We start from the raw sequence: 21630 nt of genomic DNA on the forward strand, positions 1-21630 counted from the left end.
CACTGATGGCCAAAACCGCGGGATCCGGGACCGTGCGACCCGGATCCGCAGGACCGACGCTCGCGGTCGTGGGAGCGACCGGGGCCGTCGGCACGGTCATGCTCCAGATCCTGTCCCAGCACGCGGACATCTGGGGCGAGATCCGCCTGATCGCCTCGCCGCGCTCGGCCGGCCGCAAGCTGGCCGTGCGCGGCGAGGAGGTCGAGGTGGTGACCCTGACGGAGGAGGCCTTCGACGGGGTCGACGTCGCCATGTTCGACGTACCCGACGAAGTGTCCGAGCGGTGGGCGCCGCTCGCGGCCTCCAAGGGGGCCGTCGTCGTCGACAACTCGGGCGCCTTCCGGATGGACCCCGAGGTGCCGCTGGTGGTGCCCGAGGTCAATCCGCACGCAGCCCGCGTCCGGCCGCGCGGCATCATCGCCAACCCCAACTGCACGACCCTCTCCATGATCGTGGCCCTGGGCGCGCTGCACGCCGAGTTCGGACTGCGCGAGCTGGTGGTGTCCTCGTACCAGGCGGTGAGCGGGGCCGGGCGCCGGGGCATCGACACGTTGCGGCAGCAGATGTCACTCGTGGCCGGTACGGAACTGGGGACCACCCCCGGTGACGTACGGCGCGCGGTGGGGGACAACACCGGGCCGTTCCCGGAGCCGGTGGCGCTCAACGTGGTGCCGTGGGCCGGGACGCCGATGGAGGACGGGTGGTCCTCGGAGGAGATGAAGGTGCGGGACGAGTCCCGCAAGGTGCTCGGGCTGCCGGGGCTGCCCGTCGCCGTCACCTGCGTACGCGTCCCCGTGCTCACCACGCACTCGCTGACCGTCCACGCCCGCTTCGAGGGCGAGGTGACGGTGGACCGGGCGCGGGAGATCCTCGCCACGGCGCCCGGGGTCGTGCTCTTCGACAACCCGGAGGCGGGGGAGTTCCCCACGCCGGTCGACGTGGTGGGGACGGATCCCACGTGGGTGGGTCGAGTACGGCGGGCGCTCGACGATCCGACGGCCCTCGAACTCTTCGTGTGCGGGGACAACCTGCGCAAGGGCGCCGCGCTGAACACGGCGCAGATCGCGGAGCTGGTGGCGGCGGAGTTGGGCGCTGTGTGAGCGGTAACAGTAGATTTTCTGGCCTCGACTTGAAACGTTTGTAGGATCTGTGTGAGTTTCGTGGTTCGAACGTTGGTCCGGACCACTTGAATCGAGGGTCTCTGGCGTTCGAGGATTTTTGCTCCCCGCTCTCCGCAACCGCGCGGAGGGCGGGGAGCGTCTTTGCGGACGCCCTCAAGGGGGTGTCCGGGCGCCACGTTTCATTGGGGCATAAGGGAAGAGCTGGTATGCATGAGGGCATTTGACGCACTGTCAGACGGTCGCGTCGACCGCGGTGCGCAGCCTGACGCAAATGCGATGCCTGTCGCGTACAACCCCAACGGGGGGCAACGTGTCCAACTGGCGTGGCTGAGGTACTCGAATTCACCGCGACGCGCGGCACGGCCCTGCGTCCGCCCCGCCGATCCCGCACGTCCGGCGCGTCCGGCGGCGGCATGCCGGTGATCGCGCCCATGCCCGCAGCGCGGCCCACCCGCCTACCGAACCAGCGCGAGGGCACTGACGACGCCCTGGCGGCCGGCACGACCGTCGACCATCTCACCGAGACCTACCGCGCCCACTACCGGTCGCTCCTGCATCTCGCGGCGCTCCTTCTCGACGACACCGCGTCCTGCGAGGACGTCGTCCAGGAGGCCTTCATCCGGGTGCACTCGGCGCGCAAGCGCGTGCGCGACCCGGAGAAGACGCTCGCGTATCTGCGTCAGACGGTGGTGAACCTGTCGCGCTCGGCCCTGCGTCGACGCATCCTCGGTCTGAAGCTCCTCTCCAAGCCGATGCCCGACATGGCGAGCGCGGAGGAGGGGGCGTACGACCAGCTGGAGCGCGACGCCCTGATCAAGGCGATGAAGGGGCTCCAGAGACGTCAGCGCGAGGTCCTCGTCCTGCGATACTTCGCGGACATGACTGAGGCACAGGTCGCCGAGACGCTCGGCATCTCGCTGGGGTCGGTGAAGGCGTACGGCTCGCGCGGCATAGCGGCGCTGCGCGTCGCCATGGGGGCGTCGGCATGAGTGGGTATGACGACCGCGAGAATCGCGACAACAACGATGAGCAAGAGCAGCACGCTGGGAACGAAACTGTGAATCACGGCCCCTCGGAGAACTCGGGCCCCGGAGCGTCGGGTTTCTCGGACAAGGAAGCCACCGGCCGGGAGCCGGTGCGCTCCGGCGGGCTCAGCTCGGTCGGGCTCGGCACCGAGGAGTCCGACCTGGACGCGCTCGGATCCGACGAACTGGCGCTGCGCAGGCTGATGCACCAGGCCGTGGAGGAGATCGAACCGACCGACGGCACGCTGGAGCATCTGCGGCGCGCGGTACCGGCCCGGCGGGCGCGCAAGCGCCAGGCCGTCGTCGGCATGGCGGCCGCCGCGCTCTTCATCGGCACGGCGGTCCCGGCCCTCGTGGCCGTCTCCCACTCCTCCGGCTCCGACGCCGACCCGTCCGTCGTGGGCCACAGCTCGCAGACCCCGGGCGAGAAGAGCGAGGACGGGGGCGAGGCCACCGCGGGCAGTAGCTCCGGCAGCTCCGCGGACAAGTCCAAGGGCAAGGACAAGGGCGACAAGAAGGACGACAAGGGCCAGGGTAAGGAGACGAGCAGCGGAACCACCGGCTCGGAGCCCACGCCCACGATCGCGAGCGCGCCCGCCTGTACGTCCACGCAGCTCGGCAGCGTCAGCGGAAGCGCCGGTTCGCCGGACGCCGGCGGCGCGGTCTACGGCTCGTTCAGCGTCGCCAACGTCTCCACCGCCAGCTGTACGGTCACCGGCGGCGGCTCCGTGTCCGTGACCGCCCAGGGCGCCGCGGACCAGGCCAAGCTCGGCACGTCCCTCCACGCTGCGGGTGACGCGGCGGCCTCCCTGCCCGACCCGTCCACCTACGCTTCCTCGCTGGTGTTGCAGCCGGGCGCCGCCTACAAGGTGGAGTTCGCCTGGGTGCCGTCGGAGACCTGCCCGACCAGCGGCGGTGGCGGCAGCGCCGACGGCGGTAGCGGCGGGGAACCCTCGACCGACCCGACGCCCTCGGACGACACCGGCGGGGACAGCGGCGGTACGTCCTCGGAGGGCACCAAGGGCACCGGCGGCGAGACCACCCAGCTCATGAAGCGGGACGGGGTCGCCGACGGAAGCGTCGTGGTGTCCTACACGGCGGAGGGCGGCGCACCGACGACGTCGACGACCGTGTCCAACGCTTGCGCGGGGACGGTCTACATGACTGGGGCGCTGGCGGGGGCCTGAGTGCCTGGGGCCGGGGCTTGAGGTCTGAAGACCTGGGGTCTGGGCTTGGCCGGAGCCTGACACCCGGCCCGGTTGTCGCGGATCAGGCTCTGGGAGAGGTCAGGCCGTGGGTGGGTCAGGCTGTGCGACAGATCAGGCCGTTGGTGGGTCAGGCCGTGGGACAGATCAGGTGGACGCCTTCGCCGCGGTGTCGTCATCGGTACGGACCCGGCTGCCGTCGGCCTCGCTGTCGTCGCCGTCGGCGTCATTTTCGTCCGTGGACGCGTCTTCCGTGAGCCCGAGTTCCGCGTCCCGCGCGAACTCCACCTCGCGCCGCACCAGCCGGAACCACATGAAGACCACGAAGCCCGCGAAGACGAACCACTCGCCGGCGTAGCCCAGGTTCTGGAACGCCTTCAGGTCGAGGCCCGTGTTCGACGGCGCCGTCGCGGGCACCGCCTTCATCCCGGCGTCGGCCTCGGCAAGGGTGACCCAGGCGTCGTACAGGTCGTACGGCACGAGGTTCACCAGCGACGCCGAGCTGATCGCGCCGGTCTGGCCGGCGGGGAGACCACCGGCCGCGCTCACACCGTTCGACCCCGGGGTCTCCGAAGACTGGAGCGCGCCGGTCACGGTGACCTCGCCGGCCGGAGCGGCCGGGGCCTTCGCGGAGTCCGCGTCACCGGGGAGCCAGCCGCGGACCACCGGCAGGGCCTTGCCCTCGTCGGTACGCAGCAGCGTCAGCACGTAGAACCCGCGCTTGTCGTCGAGCTCCCGGTCCGGCACGAGCAACTGCTTCCCGTACCGGCCCGTCACCGTGGCCTGCTTGCCCGACGTCTCCTGGTCCACGGGCAGCAGCTCGGCGAGTGGCCGGGCCGCCTCCGTCTTGGCCGCCGTGGCCTGTTTGTCGGCGTCGCGCTGGTTCTGGACCCGATCCTCGAACCGCCCCAACTGCCACGACCCCATGAAGACACAGACGGGGATGGCCAACAGCACGAAGACGTTGATCCCCCACCAGCGGGGCGTCAGCAGGAACCGGTACACAAACTCCAAGGTACGGGGCGTTGCGGGGAGCTCGGCCGAGGGGGTGCCTGTTCTCGGCCGAGGGAACGCGAGTCGCCGGCGCGGTCGCGTCCCGAGTCGCCGACGGGGTCGCGTCCCGAGTCGCCGACGGGATCCGTCCGTCGTCGAGCCCGGTCCCGCAAGCCCCGCCTCGGGGCCGTGCCGGTCCGCTACCGGCCCAGGTGTCGCTCCGCGAAGTCCAGCTCCAGCCGGACCTGCTTGATCCGCTCGTCCACGACCAGGGAACCGTGCCCCGCGTCATAGCGGTACACCTCGTGGACGGCGTCACGCGCGGCCAGCCGGGTCACGTAGTTGTCGACCTGGCGGATGGGGCAGCGCGGGTCGTTGACCCCGGCGGAGATGTAGACCGGCACCTTCACCGCGTCGACGTACGTCAGCGGGGACGACGCCTCGAAGCGCTCCGGGACCTCCTCCGGTGTGCCGCCGAGCAGCGTGCGGTCCATCGCCTTCAGGGCCTCCATCTCGTCGTGGTACGCCGTCACGTAGTCCGCGACCGGCACCGCGGCGATGCCCAGCGCCCATTCCTCCGGCTGCGTACCCAGACCGAGGAGCGTGAGATACCCGCCCCAGGAACCGCCGGTGAGGATCAGCCGGTCGGGATCGGCGAGCCCCGACGAGACCGCCCACTCCCGTACGGCCGCGATGTCCTCCAGCTCGATCAGGCCGACCCGGTGCTTGAGGGCGTCCGTCCACTCCCGCCCGTATCCGGTGGAGCCCCGGTAGTTGACCCGGATCACCATGTACCCGTGGTCCACCCAGGCCGCCGGGCCCGCCCCGAACGAGTCGCTGTCGTGCCAGGTCGGGCCGCCATGGATGTCGAAGACGGCGGGAAGGGGACCCGTGACTCCCGTCGGTCGCTGGACCAGGGCGTGGATGCGGCCGCCGGGACCGGTCACCCACACGTCCTCGACGGGCACCGACGCCGGTGCCTTCATGCCGGGCGCGTCCAGGACGACCTGGCCGGACGTCGAGCGGACCACCGGGGGCTCGGCCGCCGACGACCACAGGTACTCCACGCTGCCGTCCGGGCGGGCCGTCGCTCCCGACACCGACCCCTTCGGCGTCGGGACGTGCTCGAGGCGGCGCGTCGCCAGGTCGAACCGCCACAGCTCGCTGCGCGCCTCGAAGCTGTTCACGACGAGCAGCGCGGAACCGTCCGGATACCACTCGGCGCTCAGGTCGCCCTCCAGCTGCGAGGTCAGCGCCAGGTCGGTCTCCTCGCCGGACACGACGTCCCACACCATCGGCTCCCAGCGCCCCTGCCGCTGGTGCCCGACGAGCAGCCGGGTGTCCCCGTCCACCGGGGCGAAGCCCAGCACCTCCAGGCCCAGCTCGACCGTGCCGTCCTTGGTGTCGTCCAGCTCGGCGACCGCCGAACCGTCCATCCGCAGCACCCGCAGCGCCGAGTGCATCGCGTCGCCGTGCTCGGTGTGCTCGATCGCGATCAGCGAACCGTCGTGCGAGAGGTCGCCGACGCCGGCCGACTCCCGGTGCCGGTAGATCTCGACGGGGTCCTCGCCGGTCCGGCTGACGTAGATCGTCGAGCCGTCCTCGTCGGTGGACCGGCCCACGATCGCCGTCCGTCCGTCCCGGCCGAGCGCCAGCCCGGCGGGATAGGAGGGGTCGAGACCGGGAGCCGCGGGCTCGTCGGGAACGGACGTGCCGCCCGTACCGTCCGCCCCGGCGAACGGCTGTCGTCTCCAGATCCCGAACTCGTCGCCGTCCTTGTCGTCGAACCACCAGATCCACTCGCCGTCGGGCGACAGCACGCCGTCCGTCGTCCCGTTGGGCCGGTCCGTGGCCTGGCGCCGGTCGCCCGTCACTCGGTCCCACGCGTACAACTCGTACGTCCCTGTCGCGTTCGACACGAACAGGGAACGGTGCGGTGCGTCCTCCGCCCAGTCCGGCAAGGACACCCGCGGCGCCCGGAAGCGCTTCTCCCAGTCCGGCATGGTCGCCTCGTGCGGGGTGGCCCCGTTGCTCTCAGTCATGGCCCCATACTGCCCGCATCAGGTGGCACTCCGCTGGCAGGGCCCTCAGCCTGTGGACAACTTCCCGAACGAAATCGGATCCGCGCAGGTCAGATCCGATTGTCAGTGGCCGGGTGCACTATCGCGGTATGACCTCATCGACCGATCTGCGCAAGACAGTTGAAAGCCACTGGGCCGCGGCCGAGGCTCGTGACTGGGCGGCCTTCGCGGACACCCTCTCGGAGGACTTCCTCTACACCCTGCCCCAGACGCGCGAGCGCATCCGCGGGCGGGAGAGGTACGTGCAGTTCAACCGGGAGTATCCGGGCGACTGGCACCTGCGGATCGAGCGCATAGTCGCCGAGCCCGGGCAGGTCGTCACCTGGGTCCACTTCACGGTGGGCCTGGAGGAGATGTACGGCATCTCGTTCTTCACGGGCGACGACCGGGGCCGCGTCCTGGCGATCACGGACTTTTGGCCAGAGCCGTACGAACCTCCGGCGGGGCGGGAGCACTTGGTGGAGCGTTACTGAGGGCGTTACCAAGGGGGTACCGAGGGGGTACCGAGGGGGTACCGAGGGGCGTCACCGAGGGGTGGGCGGGCCCAGCCGTATCACCGCGACCCCGTTGTCCAGGTCGACCCGTGTCCGGTGCGGGGGCGCCCCGTCCTCCTCGTCGTCCCGCAGCACGAGGGCCGACTCCCGCTCCTTGAGTTCGTTCTGCTTGCCCGGCGACAGTGCGCCGTGCAGCTGCTCGAAGCCGGTGGCCGACACCTGCCCGATCCGCGCCCCGTTCCGCCAGGGCAGTACCCCGGCACGGCCCGCCCGCAACAGCAGTTGATCGACGAAGGCCAGGACCGTGAGCAGGATGACGAGCCCGGGAAGGGTGGCGAGTACGGCGAATTCCATGGGGCCATTGTCGAGGCGGCGGTTCCGCCGGGACAGTCCCTCGCCCGGGCAATCGTCCACGATCGGCTGCGCCGGACCGCGGCGTGCCCGTCGCGACTACTACGGCCCCGTACGGGACGACTACGCGCCCGTACGTTCCCGGGGCCGCCGACCCAGCAGCTCGGCGAGCCCTCGGCGGGTGGCCGCGAGCACCACGCGGTCCTCGGCGCCGAGGACATAGGTGGGCGGCAGGTCCCACACCAGGCCCGACGGGCGGTCGGGGGCGTCCGGAGCGGGGGCGGTCGCGAGATCGGGCAGGCGGTCCCGGGGGGAGGCGGTGTCCAGGGCCAGGACCCGCCACGCCCCCGCGCGGAACGCCTCGTCGACCGTGCGGCCCTCCAGCAACGGATGCCCGGCGACGTCCAGGGCCGCGAAGAGCAGGACCCGGCGTTCGACCGGGATCGCGCCCAGGATCTGGCGGCCCATCATCGCGCCGGCGAAGGCGGGCGCGGCCAGGTGCGAGACGCTGCGGCTGCGGGTGAGCGCGTGCGGGTGGGTGGCGCGCAGGGTGCGGTAGACGGCGGTGGCGAAGTCGTCGTCGTACAGGCGCAGGACGACACGCAGGTCGGGGCGCACCGACCTGGCGTACAGGGAGGCTTCGAGGTTGGTGGTGTCCGCGCTGGTCAGGGCGAGCAGGGCGTTTGCCCGGTGGATCTTGGCGGCTTCCAGGACACCTTCCTGGGTCACGTCGCCGAGGATGACGGGCACGCGCAGTCGGCGCGCGGTCGCCATCCCGCGTGCCTCGGGATCGGCCTCGACGCACACCACGGGGATCTGGAGTTCGCGAAGGCGCGCGAGGACGCGCGTACCGATCTTGCCGAGACCGAGGAGCACGACATGACCGGAGAGCCCACGGGGCGGCTTCCGCAGCGCGGACCCGCTGCGGAACGTACCGAGGGCCTCCAGGACGGCGGCGAGGAGCACGGGAAGCAGCAGCAACCCGATGAGACTGGAGAAGAGTTGGAGGATCTGGCGGTCGCGGGGTGCGTCGAGCGCGGGTTCGTTGATGGCGAAGAGGTCGAGGACGGTCAGGTAGGTGGCGTGCAGCGGGTGGTCGCCCGTTGTCACCATGGACGCGACCGCTAGTCCGACCACACAGGCCACCAGGCCCGCGAAGGACCAGCGGAGCCGGCGGGAGAACAGCGTGCCGAAGGGCAGGACGCTGCGGCTCGTGGGGAGCGGGGGACCGGAGTAGGACACCGCTTCCAGGACGATCGTGCCGCGGCCGGTCGCGGCGGCCACGGAATGTTCGTCGGGGAGGAGCCGGGGCCCGTTCTCGCCGCTGCTCTCCGAACCGTCCGCGCCGGCCGGGTCGTTGGTGGTGGACGAGAGCAGGGCCAGGGTGCACAGACCCGGGTCGGCGACCTGCCCGGGCCCCGGCGGCTGCCGTTCCACGGCCCGCAGCATCAGCCCGTCGGTCTGCACGACCTTGCTGGTCCCCGCCACCGCGGTCGCCGCGAGCGCGGGCGCGGCGGTGTCCGCGTCGGAGAGGACGGTGGTGGAGGCGTCGATGAGACCCGCGCCGAGGGAGCCGCCCGGATCCTCGACGCCCGCCATGGCCAGGGCGGAAGCCTGGTCCAGCAGGGCCTCGATGTGCTGGCCGAGGCGGCGGTTGTAGAGCCGGATGACCAGGCGCAGGCGGGGGTTGAGGCGGCGTGCCATCAACGCGGCGCGGATGTTCGTCTCGTCGTCGTCATGCACGAGCGCCAGCGCGGCGGCCCGTTCGACACCGGCCTCGGCGAGCACGGCCTCGGTGATTACGGCGGCCTCCAACACCCGCTCCGGGCGCGGGCCTTCAGAGGTGGCGGCCCCGCTCGACGAGGCGGCGGCAGTCCGAGGGGACGAGGAATCCGCGCCGTTGCTGTTGCCGCCACTACCGCCACCGCTCGCGCTGCTACTGCCGTTGCCCGCCGCGCGGGTCACCGCCGCCGACACCCGGTCGAGCAGGGCCGAGGCTCGGGCCCGGCCGACGACCGGCGGTCCTGCGGTCCGCTCGGCGGACGGCACGACCAGCGTCACCTGCTCCCCGTAAACCCCACGCAGTTCGGCCGCCAGCCGGTGCGCGAGGGCATCGTCCCCGCACACCACCATGTGCGCGGCACGGTCGTCCGGCCCGGTCTGATTCGGAAGGGTCGCCACAACAGCAAAGAGTGCCTCACTGGCACGAGTGGTTGCACTCCGGCCTGTCGAGCGCCGGCCCGATACCGTCGTGCGCCCTCCTCGTACTTGTCGCTGTCCACAGCCTCGCCCCTGCCGACAGCCAGCAGGATGAGAAGCTGGGCCCGAACCGGCGTACTGAAGGTGGAGGGGCCACCCATGAAGACCCGCCCGCCATGACCGGCCTACGAGGACCGGCCTACGAGGACCGGCCTACGAGGACCGGCCTACGAGGACCGGCCTACGAGGACCGGCCCACGAGGACCGGCCCACGAAGCCCCGCCTACGAAGCTCTTCCTCGCCGGACCACCGGAGGTGCCTGACGTGACGACCACCAACGCGGCCCCGCCACGGGCCGGCCGCCGGGACGCGGACGAACCGGAGCCGGAACCGCAGGGCTGGCAGTTCAACTCGCCGCTCGTCCTGACCATGTTGCTGCTCGTGGCGTTGGTACTGCAGGGGCCGATCCGCGGGGCGTTGTCCACGCCGGTGATGCAGAGCTGGATGACCGTGTTCGTCGCGGTGATCGTGCAGGCCCTGCCCTTTCTCGTACTCGGCGTGCTGCTGTCGGCGGTCATCGCGGTGTTCGTCCCGCCGTCGTTCTTCGCCCGCGCGCTGCCGGGGCGGCCCGCGCTGGCCGTGCCGGTCGCCGGGATGGCCGGGGCCGTGCTGCCGGGCTGCGAGTGCGCCTCCGTGCCGGTGGCCGGGGCGCTGGTGCGCCGGGGCGTGACGCCCGCGGCGGCGCTGGCGTTCCTGCTGTCCGCCCCGGCGATCAACCCGATCGTGCTGACCGCCACCGCCGTGGCGTTCCCCGGCAAGCCGCAGATGGTCCTGGCCCGGTTCGTGGCAAGCCTGTTGGTGGCCTGCGCGATGGGCTGGCTGTGGCAACGGCTGGGCCGTGCGGACTGGTTGCGCCCACCGGCCCGCCCGTCGTCCGACGGACTCGGAAGGGGGGCGGCGTTCTGGGGATCCGTACGGCACGACGTGATGCACGCGGGCGGGTTCCTCGTCGTGGGCGCGATGGCCGCGGCCACGCTCAAGGCCGTGGTCCCGGCGGAGTGGCTGGGCACAGCGGCCGACAACCCCGTGGTGTCGGTCCTCGCCCTGGCGATCCTCGCGGTGCTGCTGTCGATCTGCTCCGAGGCCGACGCGTTCGTGGCCGCGTCCCTGTCCCAGTTCTCGCTCACGGCCCGACTGACCTTCCTCGTGGTCGGCCCGATGATCGACCTGAAACTCTTCGCCATGCAGACCGCCACGTTCGGCCGCGACTTCGCCCTGCGCTTCGCCCCGGCCACCTTCGTCCTGGCCGTCCTCATGTCGGTCCTGGTCGGGGAGGTGCTGCTGTGAACCGCCAGGCCCAGGCGGCCGTCCTGTTCCTCACCGGCGGGGCGATCCTGCACACCGGGCTCACCGATCTCTATCTGCGTTACGTCAAGGCCGGCCTGCGCCCGTTGCTGCTGGCGGCCGGCGTCGTGCTGATCGCCACGGCTGTCGCGACGATCTGGTACGAACGCCGGGGGGCGGGGTCGCAGACGTCCGAGGGGAAGGGCCAGGGGAGAGAACTTGAGGGGAAGGACCAGAGGAACGAGCTTGAGGGGGATGGTGAGGCGAACGGGCTTGAGGCGGGTGGCCCCGAGGAGCATGAGCCCGAGCGCCAAGAAGGGCACGCGCGCACCCACACCCACGCCCACCGCGAACCCCGCATCTCCTGGCTCCTCGTCCTCCCCCTCCTCGCCCTCATCCTGGTGGCCCCGCCCGCGCTCGGCTCGTACAGCGCCATGCGCACCGGCACGGCCCTGCAGGAACAGCCCTGGGGCTTCGCCGACCTCCCCGCCGGCGACCCCGTCCGGCTCAGCCTCGTCGACTACGCCGGCCGCGCCGCGTACGACGACGGCCGCTCCCTCCGCGACCGCGACATCAAAGTCACCGGCTTCCTGGCCCTCGATCGCGACGGCACCCCGTATCTGGTCCGCATGGCCCTCAGCTGCTGCGCCGCCGACGCGCAGCCCGTCAAGATCGGTCTGACCGGCCGGATTCCACCTGTCCTGCAACCCGACGCCTGGCTCGAAGTCACCGGCACGTACACCACGAAACAGACGAAGGACCCGGTGAACGACGGCATCATCCCGTTCCTCGACGTCACCCGAGTCGTACCGGTCAAGGCCCCGCGGGACACGTACGACGAGAGCTGGAACGGCTGAACGTCAGCGAACCCCTTGAGCTTCTGAGCGTTCTGGCGTTGAGCCTCCGGGCATCGAGTCCTCCGGTGTCGCCGGATGCGGCCGTGGCGCGGAGCGCGGGGCGGCTCGCTGCGCGGGGGAAGGCGAGCCCCGCGAGTGCCGCGACCGACGCGGCGACGAGCAGGGGCGAGCGGGGCGGTCGTCGGGGCGACCGGGAAGCTCTCGGCGGCCCGGTAGAGCTTCGACCGTCGGGTGTGGATCACGGGTTGTCCGGTGGCCACGACTCACCTGCACCGTTCGGACCCAGGGAGCCGGTGAACGGAGTCGTGTGCCTCGGCCGTGGCGCTTACGTGGCCGAGGCGGTTCGGGCGGTCCGTCGGGATCGCCGCCGCACGGAGTGGAGGTACGTCCGCGTACGAATGTGACCACCGGGCCCGCGCTCGCGGCGGCGCGGCGATCCGTGCTTTCACCGCGACACCATCGGCGCGCCGAGCGATACCGCGATGGTCACGAGCGTGGAGATCGTTCGGTTCGAATTCTTGATTCCCGCCTGTAGAGAATGTGGCGCCGGGACCGGAGCGGTTGTGACCTGGTGCTGTCTGCCCAGGGCGTGCCCGCGTACTGCCGCCGCTCGGGCGGTGCCAAGCGCTCCGCCGGAAGAACGGTGAGGCTGTGTCGATGTGCGGCTCCGCCGCGTGCGCGGGCCGGTGGGGGCTGGTCGCGCAGCTCCACGCGCCCCTTACGGGGCGCGGTACCGCACCGAACTCAACCAAGGCCGCTCAGACGAAGAGCCCCAACGCCGTGTCGAGCGACCACGACTGCCAGCCCATGGCGAACAGTGTGACCAGCGAGATCAGAGCCATCATCAGGTTCTGCCCCTGCTCGGCCCAGTCGTGGATCATCAGCACGAGGTAGATCAGGTTCAGCAAGAGTCCGCCGACGAGGGCGATCGGCGTGAGGAAGCCGACGATGAGGCCGAGGCCGAGGGCCAGTTCCGCGTAGGCGACGACGTACGCCATGAGGCGAGGACGCGGGCTCACCACGCGGTCGAAGCCGAGGCGTACGACGGGCCATCGGTGCTTCGCCGCGATGCCTCCCGCCCACGCGATGCCGCCTCCGGTGAACCACTCCTTCTTGTCCTTGTGGCGCCAGCTCTCCAGCCACCACAGGCCCAGGCCGATCCGGAGAACCGCGAACCACTCGGCACCGCTGAGCCAGATCGTCTGCATCCCTGATTCCCCTGATTCCCCTCCGACCACGAACCTGACGGATCGTCAGTTCAGCGGAGACCGGTTGAGAGCGCAAGAGGTTGAGGTGTTGTTCTTCGCTCTTGCTGTCGGGAGGTCGGTCCCCTAGCCTGAAATCTGATGGGTCGTCAGATAAGAGTCGGAGTATCGGCAGGCAGCAGTAGGGGGTAAGGCGTGGCCAGCATGGAGAGCGTCACCAGGGATCTGCCCAAGGTCATCAGCGTGGACGATCACGTGATCGAGCCCGCGCACCTCTTCGAGACGTGGCTTCCGAACAAGTACCGCGACCTGGGGCCGCAGCCCTTCACCGCCGGTATCGGCGACCTTCAGTACATCGGAGGGAAGTACCGGTTCACCACGGACCCGAACGGCCAGGTCACCGACTGGTGGAGGTACGAGGGCGAGATCTTCCCGTACAAGCGCATCATCGCGGCCGTCGGCTTCTCCCGCGACGAGATGACGCTCGACGGCATCACGCGCGAGCAGATGCGGCGCGGCTGCTGGGACCCCAAGGCCCGCCTGGAGGACATGGATCTCAACCATGTGGAGGCGTCGCTCTGCTTCCCGACGTTCCCGCGGTTCTGCGGGCAGACCTTCGCGGAGGCCAAGGACAAGGAGGTCGCGCTCGCGTGCGTCCGCGCCTACAACGACTGGATGGTCGAGGAGTGGTGCGGCGACAGCGGTGGGCGGCTGATCCCCCTGTGTCTGATCCCCCTCTGGGACATCGACCTCGCGGTCGCGGAGATCAAGCGCAACGCGGCCAGGGGTGTACGGGCGGTGACCTTCAGTGAGATTCCGACGTACCTGGGGCTTCCGTCGATCCACTCGGGCTACTGGGATCCGTTCTTCGCGGCGTGCGAGGAGACCGGGACCGTGGTCAACATGCACATCGGGTCGTCCTCGCAGATGCCGGCGGCGTCGCCGGACGCGCCGCCCGCCGTTCAGGCCGCGCTGAGCTTCAACAACGCCATGGCGTCGATGATGGACTTCCTCTTCTCCGGGGTCCTGGTGAAGTTCCCGCGACTCAAGCTGGCGTACAGCGAGGGGCAGATGGGGTGGATCCCGTATGCCCTGGAGCGCGCCGACGACGTCTGGGAGGAGCACCGGGCGTGGGGCGGCGTGCGCGATCTGATCCCGGAGCCGCCGTCGTCGTACTACTACCGGCAGATCTTCTGCTGCTTCTTCCGCGACAGGCACGGCATCGAGGCCATCGAGACCGTGGGCGTGAACAACGCGACGTTCGAGACCGACTACCCGCACGTCGACTCGACGTGGCCGGACACCAAGCAGGTGGCGGCGGAGCATGTGGCCGGTCTCTCCGACGACGTGACGTACAAGCTGCTGCGGGGGAACGCCATCCGGATGCTGGGGCTCTCCTTCGACCAGGGAAACTCGGACTGACCAGCAACGCTGACGGGCGTGGCCGATTCAGCGGATCGTCCGGCGGGCACTCAAGTCACGAAGGCCGCCAGGTCCCGATCGGCTTGCCGACCCGCTCCGCTCCGGGGGGACGGCTCTCATGTGACTGGAGTGCATATGAAGGTCTCCATCGACCGCGACCTCTGCTACGGCTCCGCCGAGTGCGCCCACCGGGTCCCCTCCGTCTTCACTTTCGTGGATCCGGGGTACGGCGCGGTGCTGCCGGGCCGCGAGGATACGGGCGACGACCCACTGATCCGTGAAGCGGCCGAGAAGTGCCCGTCCCAAGCCATCACCATCACCGAGCACGTGACGGAGCACGTCACCGAGTAGAGGACATCCGCTGGACATCCGCGATCATCGGCATCTCATGGCTCCGCGCCACGGGTTACGGTCTCTTGACCCGGCGGAGAGGTGGATCGGATGCGCAATGCCATGTCAGAGGCCCTGGTCACGCTCGGACGCCGGTATGTTCGGGACGCGCCGGGTTCGTACGGGAAGACGCTCCTGGCTGCCCGGTACCTCAATTCTCACCTGCGGGAACACCCTCGGCGGCGAGTCGTCGAGTCCCTCTTCGGCGCTCGGTTCGCCGTCGATACGCAGGACCTGATCCAGCGGTACATCTACCTCTTCGGGGTGTGGGAGCCGCACATGACGCGATGGCTCCAGAGCCGGCTGAAGCCCGGTGACGTCTTCGTTGATGTCGGTGCGAACATCGGCTACGTGAGCGTTCTCGGGTCCCGGCTCGTCGGGAGCACGGGACGTGTGGTGTCCATCGAGGCGTCTCCCGTGTTCCATCGCGGGGTGCTGCGGCATCAGCGGCTCAACGGGTGCGACAACATCCGCGCGGTGAACGCCGCCGTCTCCGACAGCCGCAAGACGCTGACCTTCGTCCTCGCCAGCTCCCGCAACATGGGCGCGAACAGCATCGTCCCGTACGAGGGACCGGCAGAGTCCACCTTCGAGATGGAGGCGTGCCCGCTGCCGGAGCTGCTGGAGCCGGACGAGATCGCCAACGCTCGGGTGATCAAGATAGATGTCGAGGGAGCGGAGGGGGGCGTCATCCGAGGACTGGCCCCCATGCTCGACAAGCTGCGGCCGGACGCGGAGATCACCGTGGAGGTCACTCCCGATCGCATGGCTCGACTCGGCGACTCCGCCGACGAGTTGCTGCGGACGATGCGTGATCACGGGTACCACGCATACCGGCTCGCCAACGACTACGCGCCCCAGAGCTACCCACCGGCCTTGCGTGGTGCGCTCGTCGCTCCGGTGCGCTGGCGTGGACCGGTCCTCGGCGAGAGCGATCTGGTCTTCTCCAGGATCGACGCCGAGGTACTGGCCTGAGGGTTGCCCCTGCTGGTCAGCCAACTCGCCGGCGAACTGCCGCGATGCCCGTCCCACCCGTGAGACTGACACCCGGGCACCCGGGCACCCGGGCACCCGGGCACCCAGCCGCCCCGGCCCCCGGCACGCTCGGCCGCGAGGTTCCGGTCAACGATCAATCCGTGCCCGGGTAGCGCCACCGGAAGGACGCCAGCGCCCGCGTCCTCGCCTCCACCACAGCCATTCGCGCATCGCGTTCGGCGGTGTCGATGTGCGCCGCCTGGCCCGTCGCCTGCCCCTCCCACTTGCGGTAGAGGAGCCCTACTTCTTGGGAGAACCACCCGCGGCTGACCGAGTTCAGCGCGAGGAGGAGACCGGTGTCCTCCGAGGCCGGGAGCGCCATCCAGCCGCCGAGGGAGAGCAGGAGGTCGCGGCGCACGAAGAGCGTCGCCGGGTGGACCTGGGCGCGGAAACCATGCGCGGTCCAGTACTCGAGCACTGCCCCGCGCTCGATCGGGCCGTCAGCGGGGTCCCCCGGGAAGCCGACGGTGGAGCCGTCGGGCATGAAGTCCAGGACTCGCGAGGTCGCCCACCCGATGGTGGGGTCGTCTTCGAGCACGGCCAGGTCGCGCGCGAGCGTGCCCGGGGCGAGCTGGTCGTCGGCGTCCAGCACCTTCACGTATGGGCCGTCGGCGTGGGCGAGCGCGAAGGTTCGGGCTACACCGGGACCGCCCGGCCGGCCTTGCCGGAAGGTCACACGTTCGTCGTCGGGGACGTACGGGGCGACGCAGTCCGTCTGTCCGTCCTCCTGGATCACCCAATGCCATTCCCAGCCGTCCGGGAGTCTCTGCTCGCGCAGCGACTTGTAGGCCTCCGGCAAGAAGCGGGCCGAGGGCCCGTGGACGGCGGTGACGATGATGACGCGCCGGCTCACGACGGCACTCACCACCTTTCCAGGGGAGTGGTGAAGAGCGGCTCGGTGCGGTCACCGGGCAGAGGACGGCGCCTTTGGCGTTCGCTGCCCTACGGCGGGGCCACCTGCCCCGCCGTATCGAAAAGCCCCTCGCAATTGGATACCGCGGGACATGGAAGCGCCCGACCGCTGGCGACGGGGGATGCACCAGCGATCGGGCTGTGGCCAACCCTAACAAGGCTGCTCGCACGGTGGGACCCGACTGCTCAGCCGCGACGAGAAGTTGTGACCGGGATCACAGTGTGGACTTCGTTACGGAACTCCGTTATGGAACTCCGTAACGGGACTCGGCCAGGCCGAATAGGACTCCGTTATGGCACTCCGATGCGGACCCCGCTACTGATCGCACGGAGGCTCGTACGAGAGGCGCGGCAGATACTCGTGCCATTTTTCGGGTGTCAGAACGCCCCGCGTGGTCGCACAAATGCGACGAATGGCCTCGTCGACGTCCAGGTCCCACAGCCGGACGGTATCGGTGCCGCTCGACACTCCGAGCATGTGGCTTTTCGGGCTGAACGACAAGAAATTGCCTGTCTTGGCGTTGGGACTCATCGATTGTCCGATGGGAGCGGCCTTGGACGGGAGAATGACGTCCCAGAGCCGGACCGTGTTGTCGTTGCCGCCGCTCGCCAGGGTGCGGCCGTCCCGGTTGAACGTCAGCGACACGACCGCTTCGGTGTGGCCGGTGAGCGGGGAGCCCAGCCGGGTCGCGTCGAGGGGTTCGGTGACGTTCCAGAGCCGGACCGTGTCGTCGTCGCTGCCGCTGGCCAACGTATGGCCGTCCGGACTGTAGGCGAGCGCGTTGACGGGTCCGCGGTGCCCCGTGAGAGCCGCGCCGAGCTGGGCGGCCTTCCGTGGGTCGGTCACGTTCCACAGCCGGATGGTGCCGTCCGCGCTGCCGCTGGCGAGAGTGCGGCCGTCCGGGCTGAACACGAGGGAGTTGACGTAGCCCTTGTGGCCGGTGAGCGGTGTGCCGAGCGGAACAAGGCGGGTCGGGTCGCTGACGTCCCACAACTGAATGGTGCGGTCGTCGTAGGCGGTCGCCAGCGTGCGCCCGTCCGAGCTGAACGCCAGCGTGTCGGGGCCCGCGAACCGTGTCCGCAGGGCGACGGGCTGCCCGTAGGGGACGGGTCGGGTCGGGTCGGTGACGTTCCACAGCTGCACCGCCCAGCTTCCCGTCAGTACGGCGAGTTTGTGGCCGTCGGGGGAGAACGCGAGCGAACGCACCTCATCCCCCTGCCCGGGCTTGAACGGTTCGCCCAGCGACCTGGGCCGGTTGGGCGTCGCCACGTTCCACAGCCGGATCCGTCCGTCACGCGCGGCCGTGGCGAGCACCCGCCCGTCCGGGCGGAACGCTCCGATGCGGCCGATCATGTCCGACGTCGGTATCGACCACAGGCGGACCTTGCTGTCTCCGCTCCCGGTGGCGAGGGTCCGGCCGTCGGGGCTGAAGCCCAGGGCATACATCTCGCCGCTGCTTCCCGCGAGGGGCTCGCCGACCTGCGACGGGTAGGCCGGGTCGCTGACGTTCCACAGGCTGGCCGTGCTGTCCGCGCTGGCCGCGGCGAGCGTGGTTCCGGCGGGGTTGAAGGCCACCGACCAGATGGCACCGGTGTGGCCGGTGAGCGGCGCGCCGAGTTGGGCGGCACGGCGTGGGTCGGCCACGTCCCAGAGCCGGATGGTGTCGTCCGAGCTGCCGCTGGCGAGGGTGCGGCCGTCGGGGCTGAAGGCCACGGAGTGCACCAGGTCCGTGTGGCCGGTCAGCACCCGGTCGATCGGCTTCGGGCGACGCGGATCGGCCGTGTCCCACAGTCTGATCGTGTCATCGTCGCCACCGGCCGCCAGCATCCGTCCGTCTGGGCTGAACGCCACTGAGCGCACGGCGGCGGTGTGGCCGGTCAGCGCCTCGAGCGCCGTCGGCCGGAGTGGGTCGGCCACGTTCCACAGGCGAACGGTGCGATCTTCACCGGCGGAGGCGAGGGTGCGGCCGTCCGGGCTGAAGGTGAGCAGGTAGATCGTGCCGTCATGGCCGGTCAGGGGCTCACCGAGCGGGCGCGGGTGGCCGGGATCCCGTACGTCCCACAGTCGGATCGTGCCGTCGTCCGAAGCGCTGGCGAGGGTGCGGCCGTCCGGGCTGAAGACCGCGCTGCTCACCCAACTCTCGTGGCCGGTGAGGGGCTTGCCCAGCTGTTTGGGGCGAGCGGGATCGCGTACGTCCCACAGTCGAACGGTCCGGTCGTAGCTGGCGGTGGCCAGGATCCGCCCGTTCGGGCTGAACGAGGTGAGATAGACGGCGCCGGTATGGCCGAGAAGCGGCGTGGCCAGCGGTGCGTTCACGATCGAGATCAGCCGGCTGTTCGTAGCCTCGTCGCCCGGCCGCAAGCGATGTGCCACCAGGTCCAGTTGAGCGGACAGCGACGGATCCGTGTACTGGAAGCGATCGGCTTCGGCGACCACCTGCTCGAACACCGCGTCGTCCCGCTGCTGCCACGCGACGACCGCCGAACCGACAGCCACGATCGTCAGGACGACGAGAGCCGACACCGCGCCGCGGCTGATCCAGAGCATGCGCCTGCGCAGCCTGACCGAAGCGGCCAGGAACTCCACCGCGCTCCGGGTCAGGAAGGTGTTCCCGGCGGACTTCGCCCAGCTGCGGGCCTGTTCCAGACGGGAACCCCGGTAGAGCAGTGAGGTGTCGCGGTTCGAGCCCTCCCAGGCCCTGCCGTCCTCCTCCAGCCGCTGACGCAACAGGTTCTCGTTCCGGTCCTCCTCGATCCACCCGCGCAGGCGCGGCCAGGCGTGGAGCAGCGCTTCATGGGTGATCTCCACGGTCTCCGCGTCCAGTGTCACCAAGCGGGCGCGAACCAGTGCTTCGAGGGACTCCTCCGTCTTGCCGGCATCCGTCGACTCCTCCGCCAGCTGGCGCCGCGTCCCTCGCCTACGGGTGGCCTGGGTGTCCTCGCCCAGCCGGACCAGCCTGAGGAGGAGCAGTCTCGCGGCGGTGCGTGCCGCCGGGTCGAGGTTGGACCAGGCCCGCTCGGCGGTCGCCGCCACCGCTCCCTGGATTCCGCCCGCCGCGCGGTAGCCGGCCAGTGTCAGCCTGCCCGCCTTGCGTCGCTGCCAGGTGGCGAGCAGGGCGTGGGAGAGGAGGGGCAGCACTCCGGCGTCGTGCGCCCCGCGGGGGCCGTCGGCGCTCACTTCCCGGACGATCAGCTCCGAGAGGCCCGGTTCGAGTTCGAGGCCCACGGCCTTGGCCGGGCCGGTCACCGCTTCGCGCAGTTCCGTGGTGGTCAGCGGCCCGAGCACCATGTGCCGGTGCTGTAGCGCGTCGGCCAGTTCGGGATAGCCGAGGCACTGCTCGTAGAAGTCGGCGCGTATGCCGAGGACCACGAGCATGGGGGGCAGGTCACCCGGGCCGGCGGGCGTGCACGCGGCGTGGAGGAGCTGGATGAAAGTGCGCCGGTCCGCCTCGTCGGCGCAGAGGGTGAACGCCTCCTCGAACTGGTCCACGATGACCACGGGAGGGGCGGGGGAGGAGGTCTCGCGCCCCGCCCATGCCGTGACGGTCTCCCGCACCGCGTGAGCGAAGTGCGCCGCGATGTACGGAGGACCGGGCTCCTTGGCCGCCGGTCCCCGCGCCGCAGGTTCCCGCGCGGCAGGTTCCCGCGCGGCGGAGACGACGGGTGCGAGCTCGGGGATCCGGCGGGTCAGCTCCACCAGGGGATCGGCTCCCGGTACGAGCTGGAGCACCTCCCTCGCCCGGCTGTTCTCGTCGCCCAGCGCGCCGTTCCGTACCGCGGACACCAGGCCGGCGTTCAGCAGGGAGGACTTGCCCGCCCCTGAGGCGCCCACGAGCATGACCAGGCCGCCCCTCTTCTCCGCCGCGCTGAGCTGAGCGACGAGGGCGTCCGTGCTCCGCTCCCGGCCGAAGAACCACCGGGCGTCCTGCTGGCGGTACGAAGACAGGCCCAGGTATGGGCACACACCCCCGGGGACGGTCGGGGCCTCGCCCGGAGAGCGCTCGTCCTCCTCCGCGGATGTCGCGGATGTCGCCGGTGTCGCGGGGCGGTCGCCGACCGGGTCGGCCACCGCGTGCCCCCACAGGCGCTGCCACTGGGCCAGGTCGTACAGACCCGTGGACACCGGCGCGGGCCGCAAGCGCCGTGCTTCGGGGATCAGGATGTGCAGCACCGCCGCGAGGACGGCGAACTGGGCAGGTACGTTCTTGGCCCGCCGCCAGTCGCTGATCCGCTGCGGGGAAACCCGTACGGGCCGTCCGCGTTCGTCGACCCGCTGAAGCCGGATGACCGCCTCGGCCACGCGCTTGAGGGGAGGGTTGCCGGCTTCCTTGTACAGCAGCGCGAGACGTTCCGCGAAGGCCGTGCGTGGCCCCGAGTCGGAACTCAAGGTCTCCACCCCTTACTTCCCTCGCACTTGGTCATCCGGACCGGAAAACTCACTTTATACGGCTGACCTGCGAGGAAGTCATTGACCCGACACCGGAACATCCTCGGACTGAGCCGCAGCTGGCAGGATCACGACGCAGTAGCGCATCAACCGGGCGTCGCCCAGACAGGCCACCAGCTCAGCGCTCGGAGAGACAACTCATGACGTATGTTCTCGGCCGATTTCCGTTGGAGTTTCCGTCGGAGTTACGAGCCGCCGACGACGGTCTCCTCGCACGAGCCTGAGAGCTCCGTAGAGCCTGCCCCATCCATCCGGACCGCCAGCGCGTTGATAACGGGTCCGACCTCTCCTTGTTCCGCGCCCTTACCGCGCGGAACGACGCCGCACCCGCCGTTCGGCACCGGTCCCCACGAGGGGAGGGACCGGTACCGAACGGTGGGTGCCACTTTCCGGATCCACTAGCCACCCACCGCGCGGGAACTCCTGCGGGACTGGTGATCGCCATGCCGATCGGCGTGGGCGGCCCGGCTCTGCCGATGCCAGCAGGGGCCCGGCCCTGCCGATGCCGGCAGACGAGGGAGAGAGCCGTCGGGCGGGATGAATCCGCTC

Annotated in this window: 16 protein-coding genes; 9 read left to right on the forward strand and 7 right to left on the reverse strand. The window is 70.4% G+C overall.

Annotated features, from left to right (window positions below; all coding sequences use genetic code 11):
- Window positions 1-5: 5 nt before the first annotated feature.
- From ACTWQR_RS23140 to ACTWQR_RS23150, 3 genes are all read left to right on the forward strand, one after another.
- On the forward strand, window positions 6-1100 hold the full coding sequence (locus tag ACTWQR_RS23140) for an aspartate-semialdehyde dehydrogenase (protein ID WP_443229045.1): 1095 nt from the start codon (window positions 6-8) through the stop codon (window positions 1098-1100).
- 434 nt (window positions 1101-1534) lie between these two features.
- Window positions 1535-2110 carry a SigE family RNA polymerase sigma factor gene (locus ACTWQR_RS23145; RefSeq protein WP_443229116.1) on the forward strand — a complete coding sequence of 192 codons (576 nt, stop codon included), beginning with the start codon at window positions 1535-1537 and terminating at the stop codon, window positions 2108-2110.
- A 68-nt stretch (window positions 2111-2178) separates the two neighbouring features.
- A complete protein-coding gene (locus ACTWQR_RS23150) occupies window positions 2179-3333 on the forward strand; it encodes a hypothetical protein (RefSeq protein ID WP_443229046.1) in 1155 nt (384 codons plus the stop codon).
- Window positions 3334-3498: 165 nt separating this feature from the next.
- On the opposite strand, the gene ACTWQR_RS23155 is transcribed toward ACTWQR_RS23150, so the two are convergent.
- Entirely contained in the window at window positions 3499-4356 is an 858-nt protein-coding gene (locus ACTWQR_RS23155; RefSeq protein ID WP_443229047.1) for an SURF1 family protein, read from the reverse strand.
- A 188-nt stretch (window positions 4357-4544) separates the two neighbouring features.
- A complete protein-coding gene (locus ACTWQR_RS23160; protein ID WP_443229048.1) occupies window positions 4545-6386 on the reverse strand; it encodes a S9 family peptidase in 1842 nt (613 codons plus the stop codon).
- Between the two features lie 128 nt (window positions 6387-6514).
- On the opposite strand from ACTWQR_RS23160, the gene ACTWQR_RS23165 reads away from it, so the two are divergent.
- On the forward strand, window positions 6515-6898 hold the full coding sequence (locus ACTWQR_RS23165) for a nuclear transport factor 2 family protein (protein ID WP_443229049.1): 384 nt from the start codon (window positions 6515-6517) through the stop codon (window positions 6896-6898).
- 51 nt (window positions 6899-6949) lie between these two features.
- Here ACTWQR_RS23165 and ACTWQR_RS23170 read toward each other — a convergent pair whose 3' ends face one another.
- Window positions 6950-7273 (reverse strand): DUF6191 domain-containing protein, encoded by a 324-nt coding sequence (locus ACTWQR_RS23170; protein WP_443229050.1) that lies wholly within the window; start codon window positions 7271-7273, stop codon window positions 6950-6952.
- Window positions 7274-7393: 120 nt separating this feature from the next.
- Window positions 7394-9403: an NAD-binding protein gene (locus ACTWQR_RS23175; RefSeq protein WP_443229117.1), complete on the reverse strand. Its 2010-nt coding sequence runs from the start codon at window positions 9401-9403 to the stop codon at window positions 7394-7396.
- A gap of 390 nt (window positions 9404-9793) precedes the next feature.
- Between ACTWQR_RS23175 and ACTWQR_RS23180 the strand changes: the two genes are divergently transcribed.
- Together ACTWQR_RS23180 and ACTWQR_RS23185 are read left to right on the forward strand one after the other, a co-directional pair.
- Window positions 9794-10816: a permease gene (locus ACTWQR_RS23180; protein ID WP_443229051.1), complete on the forward strand. Its 1023-nt coding sequence runs from the start codon at window positions 9794-9796 to the stop codon at window positions 10814-10816.
- Window positions 10813-11670 carry a TIGR03943 family putative permease subunit gene (locus ACTWQR_RS23185; protein ID WP_443229052.1) on the forward strand — a complete coding sequence of 286 codons (858 nt, stop codon included), beginning with the start codon at window positions 10813-10815 and terminating at the stop codon, window positions 11668-11670. The genes ACTWQR_RS23180 and ACTWQR_RS23185 overlap by 4 nt, the downstream gene beginning before the upstream one ends.
- A 758-nt stretch (window positions 11671-12428) precedes the next feature.
- On the opposite strand, the gene ACTWQR_RS23190 is transcribed toward ACTWQR_RS23185, so the two are convergent.
- On the reverse strand, window positions 12429-12878 hold the full coding sequence (locus ACTWQR_RS23190) for a DoxX family protein (protein ID WP_443229053.1): 450 nt from the start codon (window positions 12876-12878) through the stop codon (window positions 12429-12431).
- A 201-nt stretch (window positions 12879-13079) separates the two neighbouring features.
- On the opposite strand from ACTWQR_RS23190, the gene ACTWQR_RS23195 reads away from it, so the two are divergent.
- The 3 genes from ACTWQR_RS23195 (at window position 13080) to ACTWQR_RS23205 (ending at window position 15662) form a co-directional block, all read left to right on the forward strand.
- Window positions 13080-14297 (forward strand): amidohydrolase family protein, encoded by a 1218-nt coding sequence (locus tag ACTWQR_RS23195; RefSeq protein WP_443229118.1) that lies wholly within the window; start codon window positions 13080-13082, stop codon window positions 14295-14297.
- Between the two features lie 135 nt (window positions 14298-14432).
- A complete protein-coding gene (locus tag ACTWQR_RS23200) occupies window positions 14433-14648 on the forward strand; it encodes a ferredoxin (protein WP_443229054.1) in 216 nt (71 codons plus the stop codon).
- A 90-nt stretch (window positions 14649-14738) separates the two neighbouring features.
- Window positions 14739-15662, forward strand: a complete 924-nt coding sequence (locus ACTWQR_RS23205; RefSeq protein ID WP_443229055.1) for an FkbM family methyltransferase — start codon at window positions 14739-14741, stop codon at window positions 15660-15662.
- A gap of 154 nt (window positions 15663-15816) precedes the next feature.
- Here ACTWQR_RS23205 and ACTWQR_RS23210 read toward each other — a convergent pair whose 3' ends face one another.
- Window positions 15817-16575 (reverse strand): glycosyltransferase family 2 protein, encoded by a 759-nt coding sequence (locus ACTWQR_RS23210; protein WP_443229056.1) that lies wholly within the window; start codon window positions 16573-16575, stop codon window positions 15817-15819.
- A 375-nt stretch (window positions 16576-16950) separates the two neighbouring features.
- Entirely contained in the window at window positions 16951-21030 is a 4080-nt protein-coding gene (locus ACTWQR_RS23215; protein ID WP_443229057.1) for an nSTAND1 domain-containing NTPase, read from the reverse strand.
- Window positions 21031-21630: the final 600 nt, after the last annotated feature.

It is taken from the genome of Streptomyces sp. 2A115, from assembly GCF_052245575.1.
Classification (GTDB): domain Bacteria; phylum Actinomycetota; class Actinomycetes; order Streptomycetales; family Streptomycetaceae; genus Streptomyces.